26 protein-coding genes and 2 tRNA genes are annotated in these 22,931 nt (G+C 68.7%); 24 read left to right on the plus strand and 4 right to left on the minus strand.

Annotated features, from left to right (window positions below; all coding sequences use genetic code 11):
* The first annotated feature begins 132 nt into the window (after positions 1-132).
* Positions 133-324 carry a 30S ribosomal protein S17e gene (locus ACV7GQ_RS05720; protein WP_166970859.1) on the plus strand — a complete coding sequence of 64 codons (192 nt, stop codon included), beginning with the start codon at positions 133-135 and terminating at the stop codon, positions 322-324.
* Positions 325-370: 46 nt separating this feature from the next.
* Here ACV7GQ_RS05720 and ACV7GQ_RS05725 read toward each other — a convergent pair whose 3' ends face one another.
* Together ACV7GQ_RS05725 and ACV7GQ_RS05730 are read right to left on the minus strand one after the other, a co-directional pair.
* A complete protein-coding gene (locus tag ACV7GQ_RS05725) occupies positions 371-1,438 on the minus strand; it encodes an Mrp/NBP35 family ATP-binding protein (RefSeq protein ID WP_470312576.1) in 1,068 nt (355 codons plus the stop codon).
* Between the two features lie 61 nt (positions 1,439-1,499).
* Positions 1,500-1,808 (minus strand): hypothetical protein, encoded by a 309-nt coding sequence (locus ACV7GQ_RS05730; protein ID WP_470312577.1) that lies wholly within the window; start codon positions 1,806-1,808, stop codon positions 1,500-1,502.
* A 197-nt stretch (positions 1,809-2,005) separates the two neighbouring features.
* On the opposite strand from ACV7GQ_RS05730, the gene ACV7GQ_RS05735 reads away from it, so the two are divergent.
* From ACV7GQ_RS05735 to ACV7GQ_RS05810, 16 genes are all read left to right on the plus strand, one after another.
* Positions 2,006-2,090, plus strand: a tRNA-Ser gene (locus tag ACV7GQ_RS05735).
* A gap of 23 nt (positions 2,091-2,113) precedes the next feature.
* Positions 2,114-2,644: a 30S ribosomal protein S13 gene (locus ACV7GQ_RS05740; RefSeq protein ID WP_470312578.1), complete on the plus strand. Its 531-nt coding sequence runs from the start codon at positions 2,114-2,116 to the stop codon at positions 2,642-2,644.
* Complete coding sequence (locus ACV7GQ_RS05745; RefSeq protein ID WP_220618569.1) at positions 2,644-3,156, plus strand: 30S ribosomal protein S4; 513 nt, start codon at positions 2,644-2,646, stop codon at positions 3,154-3,156. The genes ACV7GQ_RS05740 and ACV7GQ_RS05745 overlap by 1 nt, the downstream gene beginning before the upstream one ends.
* Positions 3,153-3,545: a 30S ribosomal protein S11 gene (locus ACV7GQ_RS05750; protein ID WP_470312579.1), complete on the plus strand. Its 393-nt coding sequence runs from the start codon at positions 3,153-3,155 to the stop codon at positions 3,543-3,545. The genes ACV7GQ_RS05745 and ACV7GQ_RS05750 overlap by 4 nt, the downstream gene beginning before the upstream one ends.
* 3 nt (positions 3,546-3,548) lie before the next feature.
* Positions 3,549-4,328 (plus strand): DNA-directed RNA polymerase subunit D, encoded by a 780-nt coding sequence (locus ACV7GQ_RS05755; protein ID WP_470312580.1) that lies wholly within the window; start codon positions 3,549-3,551, stop codon positions 4,326-4,328.
* 103 nt (positions 4,329-4,431) lie between these two features.
* Positions 4,432-4,516 (plus strand) — tRNA-Leu (locus tag ACV7GQ_RS05760).
* Positions 4,517-4,540: 24 nt separating this feature from the next.
* The gene (locus ACV7GQ_RS05765) at positions 4,541-4,891 is read left to right on the plus strand and encodes a 50S ribosomal protein L18e (protein ID WP_220618567.1); all 351 of its coding nucleotides are present in this window, start codon (positions 4,541-4,543) and stop codon (positions 4,889-4,891) included.
* Positions 4,888-5,325, plus strand: coding sequence for a 50S ribosomal protein L13 (locus ACV7GQ_RS05770; RefSeq protein WP_220618566.1), 438 nt, complete (start codon positions 4,888-4,890; stop codon positions 5,323-5,325). Before ACV7GQ_RS05765 ends, ACV7GQ_RS05770 begins: the two co-directional genes overlap by 4 nt.
* Entirely contained in the window at positions 5,319-5,717 is a 399-nt protein-coding gene (locus ACV7GQ_RS05775; RefSeq protein ID WP_166970843.1) for a 30S ribosomal protein S9, read from the plus strand. Before ACV7GQ_RS05770 ends, ACV7GQ_RS05775 begins: the two co-directional genes overlap by 7 nt.
* Before the next feature lie 12 nt (positions 5,718-5,729).
* Positions 5,730-5,930: a DNA-directed RNA polymerase subunit N gene (locus ACV7GQ_RS05780; RefSeq protein ID WP_159901306.1), complete on the plus strand. Its 201-nt coding sequence runs from the start codon at positions 5,730-5,732 to the stop codon at positions 5,928-5,930.
* Positions 5,927-6,106: a DNA-directed RNA polymerase subunit K gene (locus ACV7GQ_RS05785; RefSeq protein WP_135303168.1), complete on the plus strand. Its 180-nt coding sequence runs from the start codon at positions 5,927-5,929 to the stop codon at positions 6,104-6,106. Before ACV7GQ_RS05780 ends, ACV7GQ_RS05785 begins: the two co-directional genes overlap by 4 nt.
* Positions 6,103-7,308 carry a phosphopyruvate hydratase gene (eno, locus tag ACV7GQ_RS05790; RefSeq protein WP_470312581.1) on the plus strand — a complete coding sequence of 402 codons (1,206 nt, stop codon included), beginning with the start codon at positions 6,103-6,105 and terminating at the stop codon, positions 7,306-7,308. Before ACV7GQ_RS05785 ends, eno begins: the two co-directional genes overlap by 4 nt.
* On the plus strand, positions 7,305-8,087 hold the full coding sequence (gene rpsB / locus ACV7GQ_RS05795; protein ID WP_470312582.1) for a 30S ribosomal protein S2: 783 nt from the start codon (positions 7,305-7,307) through the stop codon (positions 8,085-8,087). The genes eno and rpsB overlap by 4 nt, the downstream gene beginning before the upstream one ends.
* Before the next feature lie 106 nt (positions 8,088-8,193).
* Positions 8,194-8,571, plus strand: coding sequence for a DUF5518 domain-containing protein (locus tag ACV7GQ_RS05800; RefSeq protein ID WP_470312583.1), 378 nt, complete (start codon positions 8,194-8,196; stop codon positions 8,569-8,571).
* A 54-nt stretch (positions 8,572-8,625) separates the two neighbouring features.
* Positions 8,626-9,006, plus strand: coding sequence for a DUF5518 domain-containing protein (locus ACV7GQ_RS05805; protein ID WP_470312584.1), 381 nt, complete (start codon positions 8,626-8,628; stop codon positions 9,004-9,006).
* A gap of 58 nt (positions 9,007-9,064) precedes the next feature.
* Positions 9,065-10,405 (plus strand): cytochrome P450, encoded by a 1,341-nt coding sequence (locus ACV7GQ_RS05810; protein WP_470312585.1) that lies wholly within the window; start codon positions 9,065-9,067, stop codon positions 10,403-10,405.
* Here ACV7GQ_RS05810 and ACV7GQ_RS05815 read toward each other — a convergent pair.
* Positions 10,402-11,232 carry a hypothetical protein gene (locus ACV7GQ_RS05815; protein WP_470312586.1) on the minus strand — a complete coding sequence of 277 codons (831 nt, stop codon included), beginning with the start codon at positions 11,230-11,232 and terminating at the stop codon, positions 10,402-10,404. The genes ACV7GQ_RS05810 and ACV7GQ_RS05815 overlap by 4 nt on opposite strands.
* Positions 11,233-11,384: 152 nt before the next feature.
* Between ACV7GQ_RS05815 and mvk the strand changes: the two genes are divergently transcribed.
* The 7 genes from mvk (at position 11,385) to ACV7GQ_RS05850 (ending at position 20,184) form a co-directional block, all read left to right on the plus strand.
* A complete protein-coding gene (mvk, locus tag ACV7GQ_RS05820) occupies positions 11,385-12,368 on the plus strand; it encodes a mevalonate kinase (RefSeq protein WP_470312587.1) in 984 nt (327 codons plus the stop codon).
* Positions 12,365-13,105 (plus strand): isopentenyl phosphate kinase, encoded by a 741-nt coding sequence (locus tag ACV7GQ_RS05825; RefSeq protein WP_470312588.1) that lies wholly within the window; start codon positions 12,365-12,367, stop codon positions 13,103-13,105. The genes mvk and ACV7GQ_RS05825 overlap by 4 nt, the downstream gene beginning before the upstream one ends.
* A 49-nt stretch (positions 13,106-13,154) precedes the next feature.
* On the plus strand, positions 13,155-14,756 hold the full coding sequence (locus ACV7GQ_RS05830) for a hypothetical protein (RefSeq protein WP_470312589.1): 1,602 nt from the start codon (positions 13,155-13,157) through the stop codon (positions 14,754-14,756).
* Positions 14,757-15,021: 265 nt separating this feature from the next.
* A complete protein-coding gene (locus tag ACV7GQ_RS05835) occupies positions 15,022-16,368 on the plus strand; it encodes an RNase J family beta-CASP ribonuclease (RefSeq protein ID WP_470312590.1) in 1,347 nt (448 codons plus the stop codon).
* A 4-nt stretch (positions 16,369-16,372) separates the two neighbouring features.
* The gene (gene idsA3 / locus ACV7GQ_RS05840; protein WP_470312591.1) at positions 16,373-17,413 is read left to right on the plus strand and encodes a geranylfarnesyl diphosphate synthase; all 1,041 of its coding nucleotides are present in this window, start codon (positions 16,373-16,375) and stop codon (positions 17,411-17,413) included.
* A gap of 62 nt (positions 17,414-17,475) precedes the next feature.
* Positions 17,476-18,405: an ArsA family ATPase gene (locus tag ACV7GQ_RS05845; protein ID WP_470312592.1), complete on the plus strand. Its 930-nt coding sequence runs from the start codon at positions 17,476-17,478 to the stop codon at positions 18,403-18,405.
* A gap of 45 nt (positions 18,406-18,450) precedes the next feature.
* Entirely contained in the window at positions 18,451-20,184 is a 1,734-nt protein-coding gene (locus ACV7GQ_RS05850; protein ID WP_470312593.1) for a glutamate--tRNA ligase, read from the plus strand.
* Here ACV7GQ_RS05850 and ACV7GQ_RS05855 read toward each other — a convergent pair.
* A complete protein-coding gene (locus ACV7GQ_RS05855) occupies positions 20,181-22,556 on the minus strand; it encodes a PAS domain S-box protein (protein ID WP_470312594.1) in 2,376 nt (791 codons plus the stop codon). The two genes, ACV7GQ_RS05850 and ACV7GQ_RS05855, sit on opposite strands and share 4 nt — an antisense overlap.
* Positions 22,557-22,931: the final 375 nt, after the last annotated feature.

Raw genomic sequence — 22,931 nt, forward strand, 5'->3', positions numbered from 1 at the left:
TGTCGCACTATCGCGGACACGCCACCACGATGGTCAGCGCACGGGCCGTCTGGCCCCGTGCCGGGTGATAAGGGTTCGCGTCCCGGCGTGGAAGTCGAACCCTTTTTGAACGCCACCTAGCAAGAAACGCGCATGGCAATCAAACCCGCCTACGTCAAGAAGACCGGGACACTACTGATGGAGCGATACCCCGACGCGTTCGGTGCCGACTTCGAGCACAACAAGGACGTCGTCGAGGAAGTCACGAACATCGAGTCGAAGGGCGTGCGCAACCGCATCGCCGGCTACGTCACGCGCAAGTACAACAACCCCGTCGAAGCGTAACACGGTCTTTCTCTCTACTGCCCGGTCGGACAGCGGCAGCGCTCTCCTACCGTTCCGGTTCTGCCTCGGCGGCCCGTGAGTCGGCCTGCCGCTTGCGGTGGATGATGCCCTGCATGTTCGCCGTGCGGGCGGCGATGTCGCGGAAGGCCTCGCCCGTCTCGTCGTCCTCGTCCAGCACGAGCGGTTGCCCGCTGTCGCCGCCCTCACGCACGTCGGGGTCCAGCGGTATCTCGCCGAGGAACGGCATCTCGTTCTCGTCGGCGAACCGCCGGCCGCCGCCGCTCCCGAAGATGTCGTGTTCGCCGCCGCAGTCCGGGCAGACGAACGACGACATGTTCTCGACGATGCCGAGCACCGGCGTCTCGTGGCGGCCGAACATCCGCAGGCCCTTGCGGGCGTCGTCGAGCGCGACTTCCTGTGGCGTGGTGACGATGACGGCCCCGGAGACGGGGACCCGCTGGAGCATCGTCAGCTGCGTGTCGCCGGTCCCCGGCGGCAGGTCCACGACCATGTAGTCGAGCGAGCCCCACAGGACGTCGTCCCACAGCTGGGTGAGCACGTTGTCGACCATCGGTCCGCGGAAGATGACCGGGTCGTCCTTCCCGACGAGGAAGTCCATGCTCATCAGCTTCAGGCCGTGCTTCTCGACGGGGATTATCTCCTCGTCCTCGGTGGCACGGGGCGACTCGTCGGCGTTCAGCATCCGCGGGACGTTCGGCCCGTAGATGTCGGCGTCGAACAGGCCCACCTGCGCACCGAGCCGGGAGAGGCCCGCCGCGAGGTTGACGGCGACGGTCGACTTCCCGACCCCGCCCTTCCCCGAGGCGACGGCGATGACGTTCTTGACCTCGGGGAGCGGGTCCTCGGCCTCGGGCACGCCCCGGTCGACGCTGGCCGAGAGCGCCACCTCGCGGTCGACGTCCGAGAGCGCCTCCCGGACCTCGTTGGCGATGCTCGTCTCCGTCGGGGAGTACGGCGCCCCGAGCGCGAGGTCGATGCGAACCTCGTCGTCTGTGACCGCGATGCTGTTGATGAGACCCAGCGACACGATGTCGTCGCCGAGGTCCGGGTCCTGGACAGTCCGGAGCCGCTCACGGACGTCGTCTTCGTTCATGCCTCCGGGTAGGCCCCCGAGGTGCGATAAGGATTGTGACAGACTCGCCGCTCGACGACGGTCAGGGTCGGCGGAACGTGTACGCCACGGCGGCCTCGCCGTCACCCCGCTCGACGTGCAGTTCGCCGGCGTCGTGGTCGAAGACGAGGCGGTCGGCCGGTGCGTCGAAGGCGTGCAGGGGCATCCCGGTGGCGACGTGGCCGTCCGTCCCGACCGAGACGTACGTCGACCGGCTGAACTCGGCAGTCAGGCGCCCGTCGTCGCGCTCGGCGACGTTCTCCGGGCCGGCGAACCGCTCGAGGTGACGCCGGAGGGCCTCGCGGTCGGTCGGGTCGACAGTGGTCCCGCCGTCCGCGCGCGTGGTGTCCATGTGGCCTCGTACGCACGCCAGTTGGGAAGCCGTTACGCCACCGTTCCGTGCGGGCGAATCACGTGTGCGGCGCCGTCACGGGGCCAGAGCCTTCCGTTGCGTTTAAATACAACCCCGGAATAGTCACGGACAGACTCGTGTAGGGGGACCGGCCCCCGAGTCCGCGATGCCGCGGGCGCGAGTATCAGCAAGCACGTGTCGTGGTAGCCAAGCCTGGCCCAAGGCGCAGGGTTGCTAACTCTGTGGCGTACAGCCTCCTGGGTTCGAATCCCAGCCACGACGCTCACCCAACCGATTACCCATATATGAGTGCAGAAGACCCCAACGCGGGCGACGACGCGGATGCCGAAGAAGAGGAGGACATCCGCTACTTCGTCCGTATCGGACAGACCGACCTCGACGGTACCAAGTCCGTCGAGCGAGCACTGACAGAACTGAACGGCATCGGCCACCGCGCCGCCCGCATCATCGCCCAGCAGGCTGGTGTGGACCGCCGCGCGGTGTTCGGGAAGCTCGACGACGACGTCATCGACTCCGTCGTCGACGCCGTCGAGAACTACGCCGACGAGGTCCCCGAGTGGATGACCAACCACCAGAAGGACTACTTCTCCGGTGAGACCACCCACGAGACCGGGAACGACCTCCAGCTCACCCGCCGGCAGGACATCAACCGCATGAAGATGATCGACTCCTACCGCGGTGTCCGTCACAAGCGCGGCCAGAAGGTCCGCGGCCAGCGCACGAAGTCCACCGGTCGTACCGAGGGGACCATCGGCGTCAACGTCGAGGCCATCAAAGAGGAGCAGGCCGAAGGCGGCGAGGAGGGTGACGAATAATGGCGCTCGGCTCCAACACGAAGTTCTACGAGACGCCGAACCACCCGTTCCAGGGCGAGCGCATCGCCGACGAGAGCAACCTCCTGGGCCGCTACGGCCTGAAGAACAAGGAGGAGCTCTGGCGCGCACAGTCCGAGCTCCGTGGCTACCGCCGCGAGGCCCGGAAGCTACTCGGCCAGACGGTCGAGACGGACGAGGCCGACGAGTTCCTCGCCCGCCTGAAGCGCTACGGCATCCTCAGCGAACAGGACACGCTGGACGACGTCCTGTCGCTCGACGTCACCGACGTCCTCGAACGCCGGCTCCAGACGGTCGTCTACCGCAAGGGCTACGCGAACACGCCCGAACAGGCCCGTCAGTTCATCGTCCACGGCCACATCGTGCTGGGCGGCCAGCGCGTCACGCGCCCGTCGATGAAGGTGGAGGTCGCCGTCGAGGACACGGTCGGCTTCGACGAGAACAGCTCGCTTGCCGACGAACTGCACCCTGAGCGCGCGGAGGCCCAAGAATGAGCGAAGCAGACAACGACGGCATCTGGGGCGTCGCACACGTCCACGCATCGTTCAACAACACCATCATCACCATCACCGACCAGACCGGCGCGGAGACGCTCGCGAAGAGCTCCGGCGGGACGGTCGTCAAGCAGAACCGCGACGAGGCGTCGCCGTACGCCGCCATGCAGATGGCCGAGGTCGTCGCCGAGAAGGCCCTCGACCGCGGCGTCGAAGGCGTCGACGTCCGCGTCCGCGGCCCCGGCGGGAACCAGCAGACCTCCCCCGGACCCGGCGCGCAGGCGACCATCCGAGCGCTGGCCCGTGCCGGCCTCGAGATCGGTCGCATCGAGGACGTCACGCCGACGCCGCACGACGGCACTCGCGCACCGAAAAACTCCGGATTCTAACCAATGACACAGGACTACGAGGTGGAGTTCGTCGAACGCGGCGAGCGGGAGTCGCTCGTGCTGATTCGGGGCATCACGCCGGCGTTCGCCAACGGCATCCGCCGGGCGATGATCGCCGACGTGCCCACGTTCAGCATCGACACGGTCCGCGTCATCGAGAACACCAGCGTGATGTTCAACGAGCAGATCGGCCTCCGACTGGGGCTGGTCCCGCTCACGACCGACCTCGACGACTTCGAGGTCGGCGACGAGGTCACGCTGTCGCTCTCGGTGGACGGGCCGGCGACGGCCTACTCCAGCGACCTCGTCTCCAGTGACGGCCTCGTCGAACCGGCCGACGACAACGTCCCCATCATCGACCTGAAGGAGGGCCAGCGCCTCGAAGTCGAGGCCGACGCCGTCCTCGATACGGGGAAGGAACACGCCAAACACCAGGGCGGCGTGGCCGTCGGCTACCGACACCTCCAGCGCACGGAGGTCGTCGGCGAGAAGGGCGAGTTCGAGGACGAGGAGCCGAACATCCTCCGCGGCGTCATCGAGGAGGGTGCGGCCGAACACGCCGCCGTCGACGCGACGGACGGCGACCTCGTGCCGACCGACGACTTCGGCAACGACCTCTCCCAGCGCTACCCGGGCAAGGAGGTCGAGGTCACCGACGTCGAGAACGCCTTCGTGTTCCACGTCGAGACCGACGGCTCGTTCACCACCGACGAACTGGTCCTGCGCGCGGTCGAGACGCTGCGTGACCGCGCGACCGAACTGAAAGACGCAGTCCAACTGTAACGCCACATGCTCCGAGACACCCCTTCGACGCCGATGACCGCCCGCCCCCCGAGCGCGAGGACCGAAGGGGTTTTTACGGGGCACGCGAAACGCAACAATGCGAGCAGGGATAGCCAAGTCTGGCCAACGGCGCAGCGTTCAGGGCGCTGTCCCGTAGGGGTCCGCAGGTTCAAATCCTGCTCCCTGCACTTTTCCTACAAAGGAGGAACTCTATGAGCAAGACGAACCCGAGACTCAGTAGTCTCATCGCCGACCTGAAGTCGGCCGCCCGCAACGCGGGCGGCAACGTCTGGGGCGACGTCGCCGAGCGCCTGGAGAAGCCACGGCGCACACACGCGGAAGTCAACCTCGGGCGTATCGAACGGTACGCACAGGAAGACGAGACCGTCGTCGTGCCGGGCAAGGTGCTCGGCTCCGGTGTCCTGCAGAAGGACATCACCGTCGCCGCAGTCGACTTCTCCGGAACCGCCGAGAAGAAGATCGACCAGGTCGGAGAGGCTGTATCACTCGAACAGGCAATCGAAAACAATCCGGAAGGCTCCCACGTGCGGGTGATCCGATGAGCCTCGCAGAGTTCGACGCCGACGTCGTCGTCGACGCCCGTGACTGTATCATGGGCCGCGTGGCATCCGAGGTGGCCGAGAAGGCGCTCGACGGGCAGTCCGTCGCCGTCGTCAACGCCGAACGCGCGGTCATCACCGGCCGCGAAGAGCAGATCACCGAGAAGTACAAGAAGCGCGTCGACATCGGCGCCGACAACTCGTACTTCTACCCGAAGCGCCCGGACGGTATCTTCAAGCGCGCCATCCGTGGCATGCTGCCCCACAAGAAGCAGCGCGGCCGCGAGGCGTTCGAGAACGTCCGCGTGTACGTCGGGAACCCACACGACGAGGACGGCGACGTCCTCGAGGGGACCTCGCTGGACCGACTGTCGAACATCAAGTTCGTCTCGCTCGGCGACGTGAGCGAGGCACTCGGAGCGAACAAGACATGGTAACGAACACGTCTGGCAAGAAGAAGACTGCCGTCGCCCGCGCGACCATCCGCGAGGGCGAGGGCCGCGTGCGTATCGACTCCCAGCCGGTCGAACTCGTCGACCCGGAGCTGGCCCAGCTGAAGATGCTGGAGCCGTTCCGCATCGCGGAGGACGACCTCCGTGACGACGTCGACGTCGAGGTGTCCGTCGAGGGTGGCGGTGTCATGGGGCAGGCCGACGCCGCCCGAACCGCCATCGCTCGCGGCCTCGTCGACTTCACGAACGACGCGGAGCTCCGCGACGCGTTCATGGAGTTCGACCGCTCGCTGCTGGTCAACGACGTCCGCCAGTCCGAACCCAAGAAGTGGGGCGGCCCCGGCGCTCGGGCCCGCTACCAGAAGTCCTACCGTTGAGGTGATTCACGTATGATGGTACCGGTCCGGTGTTTCACCTGTGGTAACGTCGTCGGCGAGCACTGGGAGGAGTTCAAGGCCCGCACCCGCGAGGCCGAGGAGCCCGAGGACCCGGAGAAGGTCCTCGACGAACTCGGCGTCGAGCGGCACTGCTGTCGCCGGATGCTCGTCTCGCACAAGGACCTCGTCGACATCGTCGCTCCCTACCAATGAACGCACAGGAAAGCCGATACGAGAAGGCCCGCAAACTCGGCGCGCGAGCGCTGCAGTTAGCCCACGGCGCACCCGTGCTCATCGAGACGGAGCACACCCAGCCCATCCTCATCGCGGCCGAGGAGTACGACGCTGGCGTGCTTCCGTTCACCGTCAAGCGAGGTGACCACAAATGACGCTAATCACCGACGTACGACTCCGCCGCGTCCTCGACTCGCGTGGGAACGCGACCGTGGAAGCCGACGTCCTCACGGAGAGTGGGGGCTTCGGTCGTGGCAAGGCACCGAGCGGCGCAAGCACCGGCGAGTACGAGGCTATCGAACTGCCGGCTCAGGAGGCCATCGCGAACGCTCGCGACGACGCCATCCCGCGCCTCGTCGGTGAGGTCCACGCCGGGAACCAGCGTGACGTCGACGCGGCGCTCCACGCCGCCGACGGCACGGACGACTTCTCGGGCATCGGGGCCAACAGCGCCGTCGCCATCTCGATGGCGGCCGCGAAGGCCGGTGCCGACGTGCTGGGCGCGCCACTCTTCCAGCACCTCGGTGGCACCTTCCGGGGCAACGAGTACCCGACGCCGCTGGGTAACATCATCGGCGGCGGCGAACACGCCGCGGACGCCACCAACATCCAGGAGTTCCTCGCGGCGCCGGTCGGCGCACCGAGCGTCGAGGAGGCCGTCTTCGCCAACGCCGCGGTCCACCAGGAGGTCCACGACATCCTGGCCGACCGCGACCTGCCCGCGGGCAAGGGCGACGAGGGCGCGTGGGCGCCGTCGGTCTCGGACGACGAGGCCTTCGACATCATGGACGAGGCCGTCGAGACGGTCGCCGACGACTTCGGCTTCGCCATCGCCTTCGGCCTCGACGTCGCCGGCGCCGAGCTGTACGACGAGGACGAGGACGGCTACGTCTACGACGACGGCGTGAAGTCCACCGAGGAGCAGATCGAGTACATCGCCGAGAAGGTCGAGGAGTACGACCTCGTCTACGTCGAGGACCCCCTCGACGAGAACGACTACGAGGCCTTCGCCGACCTCACCGACCGCGTCGGCGACCAGACGCTCGTCTGCGGCGACGACCTGTTCGTCACGAACGTCGAGCGGCTGGAGGCCGGCATCAGCGCCGGCGCCGGCAACTCCATCCTCATCAAGCCCAACCAGATCGGGACGCTCACCGACGCGGTGGACGCCATCGAACTGGCGACCCGGAACGGCTACGAATCCGTGGTCTCTCACCGGAGCGGCGAGACCGAGGACACCACTATCGCACACCTCGCCGTGGCGACCGACGCGCCGTTCATCAAGACGGGCGCGGTCGGCGGCGAGCGCACAGCCAAGCTGAACGAACTCATCCGTATCGAGGACAACGCAGTATGAGCGGCAACGAAAAAGAGGGTCTCGACGCGTCCGAGTCCGACTTCGACCCGTCCGAGGAGGACGACGAAGCGGCCGACGCAGAGGCCGAGACGGCAGCAGAACAGCCCGCCGACGCCGCGGAGGCCGAGGCAGAGACAACCGAGGACGAGGACGCCGGGCCCCAGCTCGACGAGGACGTCATGCCCGACGAGCAGTCCGAGGCCGACCTCCTCATCCCAGTCGAGGACTACCTCGGCGCCGGTGTCCACATCGGGACCCAGCAGAAGACCCAGGACATGGAGCGGTTCATCCACCGCGTCCGCGACGACGGGCTCTACGTGCTGGACGTCTCGATGACGGACTCCCGCATCCGCACCGCCGCGGACTTCCTGGCCAACTACGACCCCGAGCAGATCCTCGTGGCGTCGTCGCGCCAGTACGGCCGGTTCCCGGCCGAGAAGTTCGCCGACGCCGTCGGCGCCCGTGCCCGCACGGGCCGGTTCATCCCCGGCACGCTGACGAACCCGGACTACGACGGCTACATCGAACCGGACGTCGTGGTCGTCACCGACCCCATCGGTGACTCCCAGGCCGTCAAGGAGGCCATCACCGTCGGCATCCCGGTCATCGCGATGTGTGACTCCAACAACACCACGTCGAACGTCGACCTCGTGGTGCCCACGAACAACAAGGGTCGCAAGGCCCTGTCGGTCGTCTACTGGCTGCTGGCCAACGAGACGCTCGACCGCCGCGGCGCCGAACCGTCCTACGGGCTCGAGGACTTCGAGTCCGAACTCTGACGCGGGCGTTCGATTCTCACTTTCCCGCCGGCCCGCTCGCCAGTGGCGACGCTGCCCTCGGCCGAGGGCACAAGACATAGGGTAGCCCCCGGTGTACCGGTTGCCGATGGCAGAACGAGACACCCTCCTCAACGCGGTCATCGGGGCCGTCGCGACGGCCGTCCTGAGTGGTTTCGTCCCCTTCGCACCGGTGTTCGGCGGCGCGCTCGCCGGTTATCTCGAAGGCGGTGACAGAGACAATGGCCTCCGTGTGGGCGCCATATCCGGCGTCATCGGGCTCGTGTTCACGCTGCTGGTGTTCGCCCTCGTGGGCATGGTGTTCCTCGGCTTCCTGCTCGGGGGGATGCCGATGCGGATGGGCGCGTTCGGCGTCGTCTTCTTCGTCCTGGCGGCGGTGTTCGCCGCCGTCTACGTCGTCGGCCTGAGCGCGCTCGGCGGCTGGCTGGGCAACTACGTGAAGTACGACACCGACCTGGGGAACTGACCGACGACGACGCACCCACCTATATATCGCCGGCTGCCGACAGCAGCAGACGAGATGCGCGAGACACTGCGGGACGCCGGGTGGGGGGCGCTTGTCACCGTGGCCCTCTCGTTCGTCCCCTTCTCGTCGCTGGCCGGCGGAGCCGTCGCCGCCCACCGACACGGGGGCGGGTACGCCAGCGGCCTGTGGCTCGGGCTGTTGGCCGGCGTCGGCGCGGCGGTGCCGCTGTTGGCGCTGTTCCTCCCGGCGCTGTACCTCGCCGGGACCCTCGGCTTCGGAATCGGGCCGGCCTCGCCGGCTTACGGGTTCTTCCTCGGGCTCGTGTTCGCGTTCTTCCTCGCGTACACCGTCGGATTGAGCGCCGTGGGCGGTCTCGGCGGGACGTGGGCGGCCCGGCACACGGCGTGGGACCTCGACCCAAGCCGGTGGCTCTGACGCCGCTACCGGCCGGTTTGGCATGCGATTCAAACGTGTCCGGCCCCAACGAGGAACGATGGCAGAGACGCCGCCCGGACCGAAAGGCGAACCGCTGTTCGGCAGTAGCAGGACGTACGCGGACGACCCGTTCCGGTTCATCTCGACGCTGGAGAGCGCCTACGGCGACGTCGCCCGCTTCGACATGGGACCGATGGACACCGTCATGCTGTGCGACCCGACGGCCATCGAGCGCGTGCTGGTCTCGGAGAGCGACCGGTTCCGCAAGCCGGACTTCCAGGGAGACGCGCTCGGGGACCTGCTGGGTGACGGGCTCCTGCTGAGCGAGGGCGAGACGTGGGAGCGACAGCGACGGCTGGCCAACCCCGCGTTCTCGATGGCGCGGCTCTCGGGGATGGCCGACCGCATCACCGGCCACGCCGAGGACCGAATCGCAGACTGGACGGGGGGCGACGTCGTCGACATCGAGCAGGCGATGACGCGGACGACGCTGGACGTCATCCTCGACCTGATGATGGGGGTCGAACTGTCGGAACAGCGCGTACAGACCATCGAGGAGCAACTGGTGCCGCTGGGCCAGCGCTTCGAACCCGACCCGCTGCGGTTCGCCGCGCCGGAGTGGATGCCGATGCCCGACGACGCGGCGTTCGACAGCGCCGTCGCGACGCTCGACGAGGTGTTGGACGACATCATCGAGGTCCGCGAAGAGACGGTGGGGACGGACGAGGACGGGCCGATGGACTTCCTGTCGGTCCTCCTCCGGGCCCGCGACGACGGCGAGCAGTCGCCCGAGCAGCTGCGCGACGAGATGATGACGATGCTGCTGGCGGGCCACGACACGACGGCGCTGACGCTCACCTACACGTGGTTCCTCCTCTCGGAGCACCCGGAGGCCGAGCGCAAGGTCCACGAGGAGCTCGAGGCGGTGGTCGGCGACGACCGACCGGGGATGGACCACGTCCGCGAACTCGACTACCTCGAGTGGGTCATCCAGGAGGCGATGCGGCTGTACCCACCGGTGTACACGATATTCCGGGAGCCGACCGAGGACGTGGAACTGTCGGCGTACCCCGTCGAGGCCGGGACGACGCTGATGCTGCCACAGTGGGGAGTCCACCGCTCCGAGCGGTTCTACGACGACCCGGAGACGTTCGACCCCGAGCGCTGGCGACCCGAGCGCGCGACCGAACGGCCGCGGTTCGCGTACTTCCCGTTCGGCGGCGGCCCGCGCCACTGCATCGGCAAGCACCTCGCGATGCTCGAGGCCCAACTCATCCTCGCGACGACGGCCCAGCGCTACCGACTGGAGTTCCTCGGCGAGACGCCGCTCGAACTCATGCCCTCGCTCACCGCGCACCCGCGACAGGAGATGTCGATGCGGGTCCGCGAGCGGAGTTAGGCCGACGTCGAGGCGTCCCGGACCTGCACCACGCGCTCGGCGGTGACGTGGCCCTCGACGGTCAGCGTGACAGGGCCGTCCTCCATGACCGTGTGCACCGTGTCGATGTCGAGCGACGCCGACACCTGCTCGCCGGCGCCGACCGACCGGTCGACGACGTGGGACTCGTCGTCGTCGGCGATGCCCTCGGTCGGCCAGTAGAGAGCCACGAGGAAGCGGCCGTCCGTCTCCGAGACGTTCGTCGCCGTCAGCGAGACGGACAGCTGCTCGCCCTGCGAGACGCCGTCCGGGACGGTCAGCTCGTCGAGTTCGAACCGCGGTGCCGGCGCAGCGAGCGTCTCGCGTGCGCTCTCGGACAGCAGCCACGATTTCCCGTCCTCCGCACGGCGAATCCGGGGGTTCGACGCCGACAACGGGCTTGGCACCGCGAAGGCGACGTACGGTCGCCCGCGTCCGGCGACGGTGTGGTTCCGCGCGCCCACCGTCTCGGGGAGCCCCTGCGCCCACGAGCCGTCGTCCGTCTCGAAGGTGAACGTCGCGTCACTGGCGTCGTCCGGCCCTCGAACCGCGCCCACCACGTACTGTCTGTCGTCGCCGGTCAGGACGCCGCCGGACCCCATCGACGACTCGTAGGTGATGGCCTTCCCGACGACGACGTTTTCGACGGTGGCGGACAGGTCCGTCCGAGACGACGTCCGCGGGTCGGTCTGCTGGTCGTCGGTGACCGTTCCGCCCGGGTTGTCCGGCGTCGACGGCGATTCGGAGAGGCACCCCGCGAGACCGGCGAGGCCGGTCCCGACGGCGGCGAGGACACGTCGGCGGTTCATACGCTCTCTTCCCCGTGCCTCGGAAAGTGCTTTCAGGTGGCTCAAAACCCGCTTGTACCGTTCGTGCGGCGTGTGACACCGGGGCATTCGCGTCGTCGACCCGGGCGCCCGGCTCCGAAAACGCCTAACCCCCTCGCGCCACACGGGCGGGTATGGTCACGTCGAGCGCTCCCGGCAAGGTGTACCTGTTCGGGGAGCACGCAGTCGTCTACGGTGAACCGGCGGTCCCGTGTGCCATCGAGCGCCGGGCCCGCGTGACGGCCACGGAGATAGACGAGGGGCTCCGCATCCACTCCGAGGACCTCCAGCTCGACGGCTTCACGGTCGAGTACGACGGGGACGGGGCGGGCCGGCCCGACGTCGACGCGTCGGAGCCGCTCCTCGAGGCGGCGATGGGGTACGTCAACGAGGCGGTGGCACAGGTCCGGGACGCGGCCGACGCGCCCGAGGCGGGGTTCGAGATCCGCATCGAGAGCGACATCCCGCTGGGCGCGGGGCTGGGGTCGTCGGCGGCCGTCGTCGTCGCCGCCATCGACGCCGCCACGAGGGAACTGGGCGTCGAGCTCTCCCCGGAGGCCATCGCCGAGCGGGCCTACCAGGTGGAGGCGGCCGTACAGGACGGCGAGGCATCCCGCGCCGACACGTTCTGTTCGGCAGTCGGCGGGGCCGTCCGCGTCGAGGGGGACGACTGCCGCACCGTCGACGGGGTCGGGAACCTCCCGTTCGTCATCGGTTACGACGGGGGAGCCGGCGACACAGGGGCGCTGGTCGCGGGGGTCAGGAGTCTTCGAGAGGAGTACGACTTCGCCGCCGACACGGTCCGAGCCATCGGCGACGTCGTCCGCGAGGGCGAGTCGGTCCTCGGGACCGACGACTACGAGACGCTCGGCGACCTGATGGACTTCAACCACGGCCTGCTGTCGGCGCTGGGCGTCTCCTCCCGGTCGCTCGACTCGATGGTCTGGGCCGCCCGCGACGCCGGGGCGATGGGCGCGAAGCTCACCGGGGCCGGCGGCGGGGGCTGTATCGTCGCGCTGGACGACACCGAGGACGCGCTCACCGCGCTGAAGTACACGCCGGGCTGTGAGTCGGTCTTCCGTGCCGAACTGGACACCGACGGGGTCCGGCAGGAATGACCGTCGTCCTCAAACTCGGGGGGAGCGTCGTCACCGAGAAGGACACGCCCGAGACGGTCGACGAGGACGCGCTCGCCGCCGCGGCCGAGGCCGTCGCGGCCGGGGACGACGACCTCGTCGTGGTCCACGGCGGCGGGAGCTTCGGCCACCACCACGCCGCCGAGTACGGGGTCAGTACGACCGCGGGCACCCACGACGTGGCCGGCGTACAGGCCATCCACGGTGCGATGACGCGACTGAACGACGCCGTCGTCGCGGCGCTGACCGAGCGCGGCGTCCCCGCGGTCCCGGTCCACCCCTTCTCGGCGGCACACCGCGACGGCGACGGTGCGCTCACGCTCCCGACCGGCCAGGTCCGGACGCTCCTTGCAGAGGGGTTCGTGCCGGTGTTGCACGGTGACCTCGTCGCCCACGCGGGCGAAGGAGCGACGGTCCTCAGCGGCGACGAGCTGGTGGTCGAACTGGCGCCGGCCGTCGACGCCCACCGGGTCGGCGTCTGCTCGACGGTCCCCGGCGTGCTCGACGAGGACGGCGCGGTGATCGACCGCATCGAGGCCTTCGGGGACGTCGCGGCGGCGCTGGGCGGGAGCGACGCCACGGACGTCTCGGGCGGGATGGCCGCGAAGGTGCGCGCTCTCCTCGAGCTCGACAGCCCCGCCTCGGTGTTCGGGCCCGACGCCCTGTCTGCGTTCCTCGACGGCGAGGCGCCGGGGACGACTATCGGGCCCGAACAGTGAGTGTACCCCCGTCGTAACCTATTTCACCGCCGTTGCTGATTGTAAATTCATGTCTGCTGTTAGCTTGCCAGACGTCTACCGCTACGGCGCTCGGTACGTGGGGTACGTCCTCGTCGTCGCTATCGTCGGTGGGTTGTTCGTCGGTGTCGGCGTCGTCCTCGGAGCCTCGCCCAGCACGTCGCCCTCCGTCACGACGAACCGGGCCCTGCTCGGCGTCGCCGTCGCCGCCATCGGGGTCCTGCTCACGCTCTCGGGCGTGTTCGGGCTTCTGCACAAGCTCGTCGCCGACGCGACGATGGTCGGGACGGCCGCTGCCGTCGCGAAGACGGACGGGGAGACGGCGCCGGCCGGCCCCGAGACGTCCGACAGCGAGTCCCGCGGAGCGGGCGAGGCATCGACGGCCGCAGGCGCAGCGGCCGCCGGTGCGACAGCGGGTTCGGCGGCGGACTCGCGTGAGGACGACCCGGAGGAGGTGACCGACGGCGAGGCCGACGAGACGACGGACGACGACCCGCTCGAACCGGCGTCTACCGAGGAAGAACCGCCGGAACCGACGGCAGAGACGGCGACCCAGCCCGAGACGACGGACCGCGACCAAGGCGGTGCTGGGGTCGAGGCCGACGCGGTCGCCGAGGCGTCGCCCTCCGGGGACGTGGCGGAGACGGCGACGTCCGCCGACGACGCCTCGGAGCCAGACCCGACGGCGGACCAGCCAGCGGCGGCGGCCGGAGACGAGACGGCCCCAGACGACGGCGACCTGATCACGACCGACGACCCGTCGGCGGACGAGGACGCAGCGAGCGAAGGCGAGTCCGGACCCGAACCGGCCCCGGACCCAGCTTCCAGTTCGGAGCCCGACGGGGACGTCTTCGGGGGCCCGGCAGAGGGCCCAGCGGACCAGCCTGGGGCCGCCGAGGCCGGTGATTCCCGACAGACGGCCGACGAGCAGGGGTCCGCATCGGACGCGGAGTCGTCTCCGGACGAGATATTCGGTGGGCCGGCGGACGAGGCAGCGGCCCAGCCACCGTCGGAGGCCGCGGCGGACTCGACGGAGGCGGTGACCGAACCCGAGTCGACGGAGCACAGTCCACCGACGGAGGACACGTCGCCGGACGGGGCGGACATCTTCGGCGGTCCGGCCGACGACCAGCCCGACGACGCCGGGCCCGGGGCCTCGGCGGCGTCGGACCGACAGAGCGACGACGAGACACCGGCGACCGAACCGCAGGAGTGGTCGCCCCCGGACCCGTCTGAGTTCCAGGGCCCGGAGCCCGCCTCGTCGGAGGACGACCGGTCGGAGGCGGACGAGTCGACGACGGCCGACGAGCAGTCCACGACCGAGCCGCGGACCGACTGGGACGCGGCGTCCGAGGGGTCGGGCGGCGGCGACGACCGGGACGACGCCCCCGGACCGCGGACCGCCGACGACCTCTTCGGCGACGCGGGTGACGAGCAGAGCGACGAGGACCTGTTCGGGAGCATCGAGTCCCGGGAGACGCGTGTCGTCGACGAGGACGCCGACGAGACGGCGGCGTCCGGCACCGACGAGCTACAGGACGAGGACGACGCGACGCTGGCCGACGAGGGCGTCACCGGGTTCGACGTCGATTCGGACAGCGACCCCCTCTCGGACGCGCTCGACGACGAGTGAGCGCCACGGAACCCACATCGTTTTAAGAAGCGGGGTTGTAACTCAGCGTAACCGAGCGCACGGCCGCCCGCGGACCGCGGTTCGGCGGCCGGCAGACGACGGCCAGAGTCGTCGGGACGCGAGTCCCTTCCACTTCGGGCAGCGAGGCTACGGGTCACCCGGCCGGCCTCGCCGCCCACGGGAATCGAGACGCTGCTTCGGCAGTTACCGTCGTCGCCAGCACCGACCGCGGGCCAGCGGACGGCTTTCACTCGGACCTACAACCATGGAAGTCGAAATCGCAACAATCGGCGGATACGAGGCAGTTGGCCGACAGATGACGGCCGTCCGTGCAGGTGACGACGTCGTCATCTTCGACATGGGCCTGAACCTCTCGAAGGTACTGATTCACGACAACGTCGAGACCGAGCGCATGCACTCGCTCGACCTCATCGACATGGGCGCCATCCCGGACGACCGGGTCATGTCCGACCTCGAAGGTGACGTGAAGGCCATCGTGCCGACCCACGGCCACCTCGACCACATCGGCGCCATCTCGAAGCTCGCCCACCGCTACGACGCCCCCATCGTCGCGACGCCGTTCACCATCGAACTCGTCAAACAGCAAATAAAGGGCGAGGAGAAGTTCGGGGTCCAGAACGACCTCGTCAAGATGGAGGCCGGCGAGACGATGGACATCGGCGAGCGCAACGAGCTTGAGTTCGTCAACGTCACCCACTCCATCATCGACGCCATCAACCCGGTCCTCCACACGCCGGAGGGGTCGGTCGTCTACGGCCTCGACAAGCGGATGGACCACACGCCGGTCATCGGCGACCCCATCGACATGGAGCGGTTCCGCGAGATCGGCCGCGAGGGTAACGGCGTCCTCTGTTACATCGAGGACTGTACGAACGCCGGCCGGAAGGGCCGCACGCCCTCCGAGTCCGTCGCCCGCCGCCACCTCAAGGACGTCATGTACAGCGTCGAGGACTACGACGGCGGCATCGTCGCCACCACCTTCTCCTCGCACATCGCCCGCGTGAAGTCGCTGGTGGAGTTCGCCGACGACATCGGTCGCCAGCCGGTCCTGCTGGGCCGCTCGATGGAGAAGTACTCGGGCACCGCGGAACGGCTGGACTTCGTGGACTTCCCGGAGGACCTCGGGATGTACGGCCACCGCAAGTCCGTCGACCGCACGTTCAAGCGCATCATGAACGAGGGCAAGGAGAACTTCCTGCCCATCGTCACCGGCCACCAGGGCGAACCGCGCGCGATGCTCACCCGTATGGGCCGCGGCGAGACGCCCTACGAGCTGGACAACGGCGACAAGGTCATCTTCTCGGCCCGGGTCATCCCGGAGCCGACCAACGAGGGCCAGCGCTACCAGTCCGAGAAGCTGCTGGGCATGCAGGGCGCCCGCATCTACGACGATATCCACGTCTCCGGCCACCTGCGTCAGGAGGGCCACTACGAGATGCTCGACGCCCTCCAACCCCAGCACGTCATCCCGGCCCACCAGAGCCTCGAAGGGTTCGCGCCGTACGTGGACCTCGCCGAGGACATGGGCTACAAGGTCGGCCGCGACCTGCACGTCACGCGTAACGGCAACATGATCCAGCTCACGGAATAACCACATGTCCGAAGGTTATCAGCAGGTCGAAGAAGCCATCCTCGCCCGCCGGGAGCGGGTCAACGAGGCCCTCCCCGAGGAGCTTCCAGTGACGCGGCCCGAGCATCTCTACGAGGCGACCCGCTACCTGCTGGACGCCGGCGGCAAGCGACTCCGCCCGACCGTGCTGTTGCTGGTCGCGGAGTCCCTGCTGGACGTCGACCCGCTCTCGGCCGACTACCGCGACTTCCCGAGGCTCGACGGCGGGCGGGTCGACGTGCTCTCGGCGGCGCTGGCCATCGAGGTCATCCAGACGTTCACGCTCATCCACGACGACATCATGGACGACGACGACCTCCGCCGCGGGGTCCCGGCCGTCCACAAGGAGTACGACCTCTCGACGGCGATCCTCGCCGGCGACACGCTGTACTCGAAGGCCTTCGAGTTCCTGCTCGAAACCGGCGCCGCCCACGACCGGAGCGTCGCCGCCAACAAGCGGCTGGCGAAGACGTGTACGCGCATCTGCGAGGGGCAGTCCCTCGACATCGAGTTCGAACAGCGCGACGCGGTCACGCCCGACGAGTATCTGGAGATGGTCGAACTGAAGACGGCGGTGCTGTACGGCGCCGCCGCAGCCATCCCGGCGACGCTGCTGGGGGCCGACGAGGAGACGGTCGAGGCCCTCTACAACCACGGCCTGGACGTGGGCCGGGCCTTCCAGATTCAGGACGACCTGCTGGACCTGACGACGCCCTCGGAGAAACTGGGCAAGCAGCGCGGCTCGGACCTCGTCGAGAACAAGCAGACCCTCGTGACGCTGCACGCCCGCCAGCAGGGCGTCGACGTCGAGAACCTCGTCGACACCGACTCCGTCGACGAGGTGTCCGAGGCCGAGATAGACGAGGCGGTCGCGACGCTCCGCGAGGCGGGCTCCATCGAGTACGCCCGTGACCGAGCACAGGAGCTCGTCACGAGCGGGAAGCAGAACCTCGAGGTCCTCCCGGACAACGAGGCCCGCGACCTGCTGGACGGCATCGCGAACTACCTCGTCGAGCGCGAGTACTGAGCCCGCCGCGCTTTCCTCACCGGTACCCGAGCGTTAAGCCTGCCTGACGCCTACGTGGAGTCGTGACTGCGTTCGTCCTCTACGGCGGCAAAGGCGGGGTCGGCAAGACGACCATCGCGGCGGCGACGGGGCTCTCGCTCGCCGAGCGAGGTCATCGAACGTTCGTCGTCTCGACGGACCCGGCCCACTCGCTCGGCGACGCCGTCGAGACGAACGTGGGCGGGACCCCGGTCGAGATACGCGAGAACCTCTGGGGCGTCGAGGTCGACCCGCAGGCGGGCGTCGACCGCTACCGGGCGCTGTTCGAGGCGCTGGCCGAGGAGTTCGCGAGCGCAGGTATCCGCCTCGACGAAGACGAGATAACCGACCTCTTCACGTCGGGCGTGATGCCCGGGAGCGACGAACTGGCCGCGCTGGAGGGGTTGGCGACCTACGTCGACAGCGACCGGTGGGACCGCGTGGTGTTCGACACCGCGCCGACCGGCCACACGCTCAGACTGCTGGACCTCCCGAAGGTCATGGACCGGGGGATGCGGACGGCACTGGACCTGCGCGACCAGGTCCGACGCAAGGTGAACACGACGCGGACGATGCTGTTCGGGCCGATGGCGAGCCGTCGGGACGACGGGCGCGAGGCGTTCTCGACGATGCGCGACCGGATGGAACGGGTCGGAAGCGTCCTCAGGGACCCCGAGCGGACCGAGTTCCGTGTCGTCACGATACCGGAGACGATGGCGGTCCGCGAGAGCGAGCGACTGGTCGACCAGCTGCGGGAGTTCGAGGTGCCGGTGACGACGCTCGTGGTGAACAAACTCATCGAGGACGCGGGCGACTGCGAGCGCTGTCGTGGGAAACGGGCGGTCCAGCAGGAGTCACTCGCCGCGCTTCGGGAGTCGCTGCCGGCCCTCGACCTCTGGACCGTCCCGGACGAATCCGGCGAGGTGACCGGGCTGGACGCGCTGAGTCGGGTCGGCGCCCGTCTCGACGCCTGACGGAACCCGACGCCGTTTTGGGGCCTCCCGCCGGACGGTTCGACCATGGACGACGCGTTGCGCCAGCGTATCGAGGAGGCCGCCGAGACGAACGCCCTCCTCAACGCGGTCAAACACGACAGCGAGGCACAGGTCGGGGCCATCATGGGGCCGCTCATGGGCGAGAACCCGGAGTTCCGCGAGCACGGCGACGAGATTCCGGGCGTCATCGCGCCGGTCGTCGACCGGGTCAACGGGATGGACGCCGCGGAGCGCCGCGCCCGACTCGAGGAACTCGCGCCCGAGAAACTCGAAGAACTGGAGGCCGAAGACGAGGGCGAAGACCACCCGCTCCCCGACCTGCCGAACGTCGAGGACTACGACACCGTCCGGATGCGCGTCGCGCCGAACCCCAACGGCCCCTGGCACATCGGGCACTCGCGGATGGCCGCGGTCATCGGCACGTACAAGGAGCGCTACGACGGCGAGTTCGTCTGCCGGTTCGACGACACCGACCCCGAGACGAAGCGGCCCGACCTCGACGCCTACGACCAGATTCTGGACGCCATCGACTATCTGGGCTTCGAGCCGGACGACGTGTGCAAGGCGAGCGACCGGGTCGAGACCTACTACGAGTACGCCCGGAAACTCATCGACGCCGAGGGCGCCTACACCTGCTCGTGCCCGCAGGGCGAGTTCTCCGACATGAAGAACAGCGGCGAGGCCTGTCCCCACCGCGAGAAGGACGTAGAGACGGTCCACGAGGAGTTCGACGCGATGGTCGACGGCGAGTACGACAGCGGCGAGATGGTCCTCCGGGTCCGGACCGACATCACGCACAAGAACCCGGCTCTGCGTGACTTCGTCGCCTTCCGGATGATAGACACGCCCCACCCGCGCGAGGCGGCCGCGGACTACCGCTGCTGGCCCATGCTGGACTTCCAGAGCGGCGTCGACGACCACCTGCTGGGCATCACCCACATCATCCGCGGCATCGACCTGCAGGACTCCGCGAAGCGCCAGCAGTTCGTCTACGACTACTTCGACTGGGAGTACCCGGAGGTCATCCACTGGGGCCACGTGCAGGTCGACGCCTACGACGTCAAGATGTCGACCTCGACCATCGCCGAGCTGATAGCCGAGGGCGAACTCGACGGCTGGGACGACCCGCGCGCGCCGACGGTCGCCAGCCTGCAGCGGCGGGGCATCCGCGGGGAGGCACTCGTGGACGCGATGGTCGAACTCGGCACCTCCACGTCGAACGTCGACCTCGCGATGTCGTCCGTGTACGCGAACAACCGCGACCTGATAGACGACGACACGGACCGGGCGTTCTTCGTCCGGGACAGCGACGACCACGGCGGACTGGTCGGGCGTCAGGTCGTCGGCGGCCCGGACACCGGCGAACCCCCCTACCACCCGGACCACGAGGACCGGGGCCGCCGCGAGATTCCGGTCGCGGGCGGCGTCGTCGTCGAGGGCGACGACCTGCCCGGCCACGGCGAGCGCGTCTGGCTGAAGGGGTACGGGTGCGTTCGCCACACCCGCGACGCCTTCGAGTACGTCGGCGACGACATCTCGGCAGTCCGCGAGGAGGGCGTCGACGTGGTCCACTGGGCGCCGGCCGACGGCCACGACCTCCGACTGCGGACGATGGACGGCGACGTGACCGGTGTAGCGGAACCGGGCGTGCTCGACTACGAGGCCGACGAGATGCTCCAGTTCGAGCGTATCGGGTTCGCACGCGTCGATGCGGTCGACCCCGACGGCGAGTCCGTCGCGTACTTCGCACACCCCTAGCTCGATTCGACGTCGGAGAACTCGAAGCGGGCACCGCCGTGTTCGCCGTCGGTCACGGTGACCGACCACCCGTGGGCGTCGGCGATGGTCTCCACGATGGCGAGGCCGAACCCGGTCCCGTCCGCCGACTTGGTGTACCCCGACTCGAACACGCGGTCACGGACGTCGGCCGGGACGCCCACGCCGTCGTCGGCGACGTAGAACCCGTCCGGCACCCCGCCGACGGTGACGTTGACCGGTTCGTCCGACCCCTCGCGGCCGTGTTCGACGGCGTTCCGGAACAGGTTCTCGAACAGTTCCGCGACCCGGTCCGGGTCGCACTCGACCGTCGGGGGCGTGTCCACGGAGAGCGAGTGGCCGTCGGTCCTGACCGCTCGCCAGGCTCGCTCTGCGAGGGGGCCGAGGGCCGTGCGTTCTGTCGCGCCGATGTCGCGGCCCTCCCGAGCGAGCGACAGCGTGTTGTCGACGAGCGCCTCCATCCGTTCGAGCGCGTCCTCGGCGGCGTCGATGCGTTCGCGGACCGTCCCCGTCGCGTCGTCGCGGGCCAGTTCGAGGTTGCCAGTCGCGACCTGTAGCGGGTTCCGGAGGTCGTGGCTCACGAGGCTCGCGAACTCGTCGAGACGCTCGTTCTGACGCTCGAGCAGCCGCTGCTGGGCCTTCCGCTCGCTGATGTCCGCGATGATGGAGACGGTGCCGACGACGGTACCGTTCATGTCGGTGATGGGGGCCGCCGAAACCGCGGCACTGACCAGGCTCCCGTCCTCGCGCTCGAGTTCGGTCTCGTAGCCGGTGAGCCGGGCGCCGGACTGGACCTCCCGGTGGCGCTCCAGCAGCTCTTCCTGCCTGTCGTCGGGCACTATCGGGAGCTGTTCGCCCCGGACTGCCTCGGCGCTCCACCCGAACAGCGCCTCCGCCGCGGGGTTCCAGACGTCGACGACGCCATCGGTGTCGTGAGCGACGATGGCCAGCGGCGACGCCTCGACCAGCGTCTCCAGGCGCTCGGTCGTCTGTGCCAGTTCCGACTCCATGGCCTTCCGCTGGGAGATGTCGCGGATGATGCCGACCCGACCGGTCGCACCGCTGGCCAGCTCCACCGCCGCGAGGTCTGCCTCGCAGGGCACCTCTTCGCCCGACGCCGTGGTGATACTGACCTCCGTCACCCCGTCGGCGTCGGTGGCCGTCTGACCACCGGCGAGGACGGCGGCGAACGGACTGCCGACGAGGGCCGACTCGTCGTACCCCACGAGGTCGGCGAAGGGCGCGTTGTAGCGGACGAAGTGGTCGTCCTCGTCGAGGACGTATACGGGTTCGTTGACGGCGTCGAAGATGGTCTTGTACTGTGCGAGGCGCTGTTCGCGGCGCTTTCGCTCCGTGACGTCCCTGATGACGACGAGTCGCCCGACGACGTCGTCGAACCGGTCGGTGAACGGCGACACCTCGACCTCGACGAAACGGGGGTCGCCGTCGCCCGGGAGGGAGAGTTCCTGCCAGTCGGCGGCGTCGGAGTCGTCCCAGTCGAGACCGTCCCAGCCGTCGACCACGTCGCTGATGTGCCGGCCCACGAGCGACTCGCCTTCGAACCCGAGCAGGCGCCGTGCGGCGGGGTTCGCGTCGCCGACGACCCCGTCCACGTCGAGAACGACCGCGCCGTCGCCCATGTTCTCGACGATGGCCGCCTGCGCCGCCGGCACCGGGTCGAGTTTCTTGAACGTGTACAGCCCGGCGGTGAGGGCCATCCCGGAGAGGCCCCACGCGAGGATGCTCGCGTCCTCCGGGAAGTCGATGAAGAAGTTCTGCGTCAGTCCGACCGTCCACGGGGTCAGCGCGGCGACGAGGACGGCGGCGGACTGGGTCCGGTAGAGGTGCCGCGAGCGGACGAACAGCCCGATCAGCAGGACCGTCCCGACCAGCGCGGCGAGGAGTATCGTCGCGGAGTGGACGACGAACAACGGCGTCAGGGTCGTCTCGCTGGCCTGCAGGAGCGACCCGGTCAGCCCTGATTCGGGCCAGTCGACGATAGTCACCTGTGGCGTGAGAAACCCGACCGTGAGCAACACCGGTTCGACCGACAGCAGACCGACGACACGACGCGTCGGCGTCCGGTCGACCCCCGAGTACTGGAGCGCGGCGTACAACCACGCGATGGCGGTGACGCTCTGTGCGACCGCCGAGAGCATCGCCCACGGCAGCTGCACCGAGACGGTCGTGGCCGTGATGTCCTGCGCGTACGCCGCCGACCCCACCGCCAGCGCGAGGTGGAAGACGACCATCGGCGTCCCACCGGGGTCGGTCCGCTTGCGCCACGCGACCCCGGCGAAGAGGAGCGAGATGACGGCTGTGGCGTACAGTGACGCGACGAAGAAGCCGTACATACTGGCGTACCTATTTCAGAACAGCCGCCTTTGTTCTATCGGTCAGAATCCGCTCTCCGTGTCCCGTTGACCGGGCTCCGGGCAGCCCAATTTAAATATAAAATGACACTTTGACACATGATAAACAGACCGACACTTCCGACGAACCGTGAACGTTCTCCTCGTGGAGCGAGGTGAACATCGCCACGGAACACGATGACGACTGGTGGAACCGGCGACGGGCCGACACCGCCGGTTCCGCTTCCCGAAGCGAGTCGACGACTGGAACATCGCCGCGGGCTACAGGAACGGCATCCTGAAGGCCCGCCTGCCGGTCTCAGCGGGCGCCGCCGTCTACGGCAGGAGCGTCGCGGTCGCGGGCCGACCCCGACGCGT

The sequence above is a fragment of the Haloarcula sp. MBLA0163 genome, from assembly GCF_055632435.1.

What these genes read in the sequence shown, in the direction of transcription:
- ACV7GQ_RS05745 (WP_220618569.1), top strand. Translation starts at nt 2,644, where the DNA reads ATGGCGCTCGGCTCCAACACGAAGTTCTACGAGACGCCGAACCACCCG.
- mvk (WP_470312587.1), top strand. Translation starts at nt 11,385, where the DNA reads ATGGTCACGTCGAGCGCTCCCGGCAAGGTGTACCTGTTCGGGGAGCAC.
- ACV7GQ_RS05805 (WP_470312584.1), top strand. Translation starts at nt 8,626, where the DNA reads ATGCGCGAGACACTGCGGGACGCCGGGTGGGGGGCGCTTGTCACCGTG.
- ACV7GQ_RS05765 (WP_220618567.1), top strand. Translation starts at nt 4,541, where the DNA reads ATGAGCAAGACGAACCCGAGACTCAGTAGTCTCATCGCCGACCTGAAG.
- ACV7GQ_RS05835 (WP_470312590.1), top strand. Translation starts at nt 15,022, where the DNA reads ATGGAAGTCGAAATCGCAACAATCGGCGGATACGAGGCAGTTGGCCGA.
- ACV7GQ_RS05725 (WP_470312576.1), bottom strand. Translation starts at nt 1,438, where the DNA reads ATGAACGAAGACGACGTCCGTGAGCGGCTCCGGACTGTCCAGGACCCG.
- ACV7GQ_RS05755 (WP_470312580.1), top strand. Translation starts at nt 3,549, where the DNA reads ATGACACAGGACTACGAGGTGGAGTTCGTCGAACGCGGCGAGCGGGAG.
- ACV7GQ_RS05855 (WP_470312594.1), bottom strand. Translation starts at nt 22,556, where the DNA reads ATGTACGGCTTCTTCGTCGCGTCACTGTACGCCACAGCCGTCATCTCG.
- ACV7GQ_RS05770 (WP_220618566.1), top strand. Translation starts at nt 4,888, where the DNA reads ATGAGCCTCGCAGAGTTCGACGCCGACGTCGTCGTCGACGCCCGTGAC.
- ACV7GQ_RS05720 (WP_166970859.1), top strand. Translation starts at nt 133, where the DNA reads ATGGCAATCAAACCCGCCTACGTCAAGAAGACCGGGACACTACTGATG.
- idsA3 (WP_470312591.1), top strand. Translation starts at nt 16,373, where the DNA reads ATGTCCGAAGGTTATCAGCAGGTCGAAGAAGCCATCCTCGCCCGCCGG.
- ACV7GQ_RS05815 (WP_470312586.1), bottom strand. Translation starts at nt 11,232, where the DNA reads ATGAACCGCCGACGTGTCCTCGCCGCCGTCGGGACCGGCCTCGCCGGT.
- ACV7GQ_RS05780 (WP_159901306.1), top strand. Translation starts at nt 5,730, where the DNA reads ATGATGGTACCGGTCCGGTGTTTCACCTGTGGTAACGTCGTCGGCGAG.
- rpsB (WP_470312582.1), top strand. Translation starts at nt 7,305, where the DNA reads ATGAGCGGCAACGAAAAAGAGGGTCTCGACGCGTCCGAGTCCGACTTC.
- ACV7GQ_RS05785 (WP_135303168.1), top strand. Translation starts at nt 5,927, where the DNA reads ATGAACGCACAGGAAAGCCGATACGAGAAGGCCCGCAAACTCGGCGCG.
- ACV7GQ_RS05800 (WP_470312583.1), top strand. Translation starts at nt 8,194, where the DNA reads ATGGCAGAACGAGACACCCTCCTCAACGCGGTCATCGGGGCCGTCGCG.
- ACV7GQ_RS05825 (WP_470312588.1), top strand. Translation starts at nt 12,365, where the DNA reads ATGACCGTCGTCCTCAAACTCGGGGGGAGCGTCGTCACCGAGAAGGAC.
- ACV7GQ_RS05850 (WP_470312593.1), top strand. Translation starts at nt 18,451, where the DNA reads ATGGACGACGCGTTGCGCCAGCGTATCGAGGAGGCCGCCGAGACGAAC.
- eno (WP_470312581.1), top strand. Translation starts at nt 6,103, where the DNA reads ATGACGCTAATCACCGACGTACGACTCCGCCGCGTCCTCGACTCGCGT.
- ACV7GQ_RS05750 (WP_470312579.1), top strand. Translation starts at nt 3,153, where the DNA reads ATGAGCGAAGCAGACAACGACGGCATCTGGGGCGTCGCACACGTCCAC.
- ACV7GQ_RS05730 (WP_470312577.1), bottom strand. Translation starts at nt 1,808, where the DNA reads ATGGACACCACGCGCGCGGACGGCGGGACCACTGTCGACCCGACCGAC.
- ACV7GQ_RS05830 (WP_470312589.1), top strand. Translation starts at nt 13,155, where the DNA reads ATGTCTGCTGTTAGCTTGCCAGACGTCTACCGCTACGGCGCTCGGTAC.
- ACV7GQ_RS05775 (WP_166970843.1), top strand. Translation starts at nt 5,319, where the DNA reads ATGGTAACGAACACGTCTGGCAAGAAGAAGACTGCCGTCGCCCGCGCG.
- ACV7GQ_RS05810 (WP_470312585.1), top strand. Translation starts at nt 9,065, where the DNA reads ATGGCAGAGACGCCGCCCGGACCGAAAGGCGAACCGCTGTTCGGCAGT.
- ACV7GQ_RS05740 (WP_470312578.1), top strand. Translation starts at nt 2,114, where the DNA reads ATGAGTGCAGAAGACCCCAACGCGGGCGACGACGCGGATGCCGAAGAA.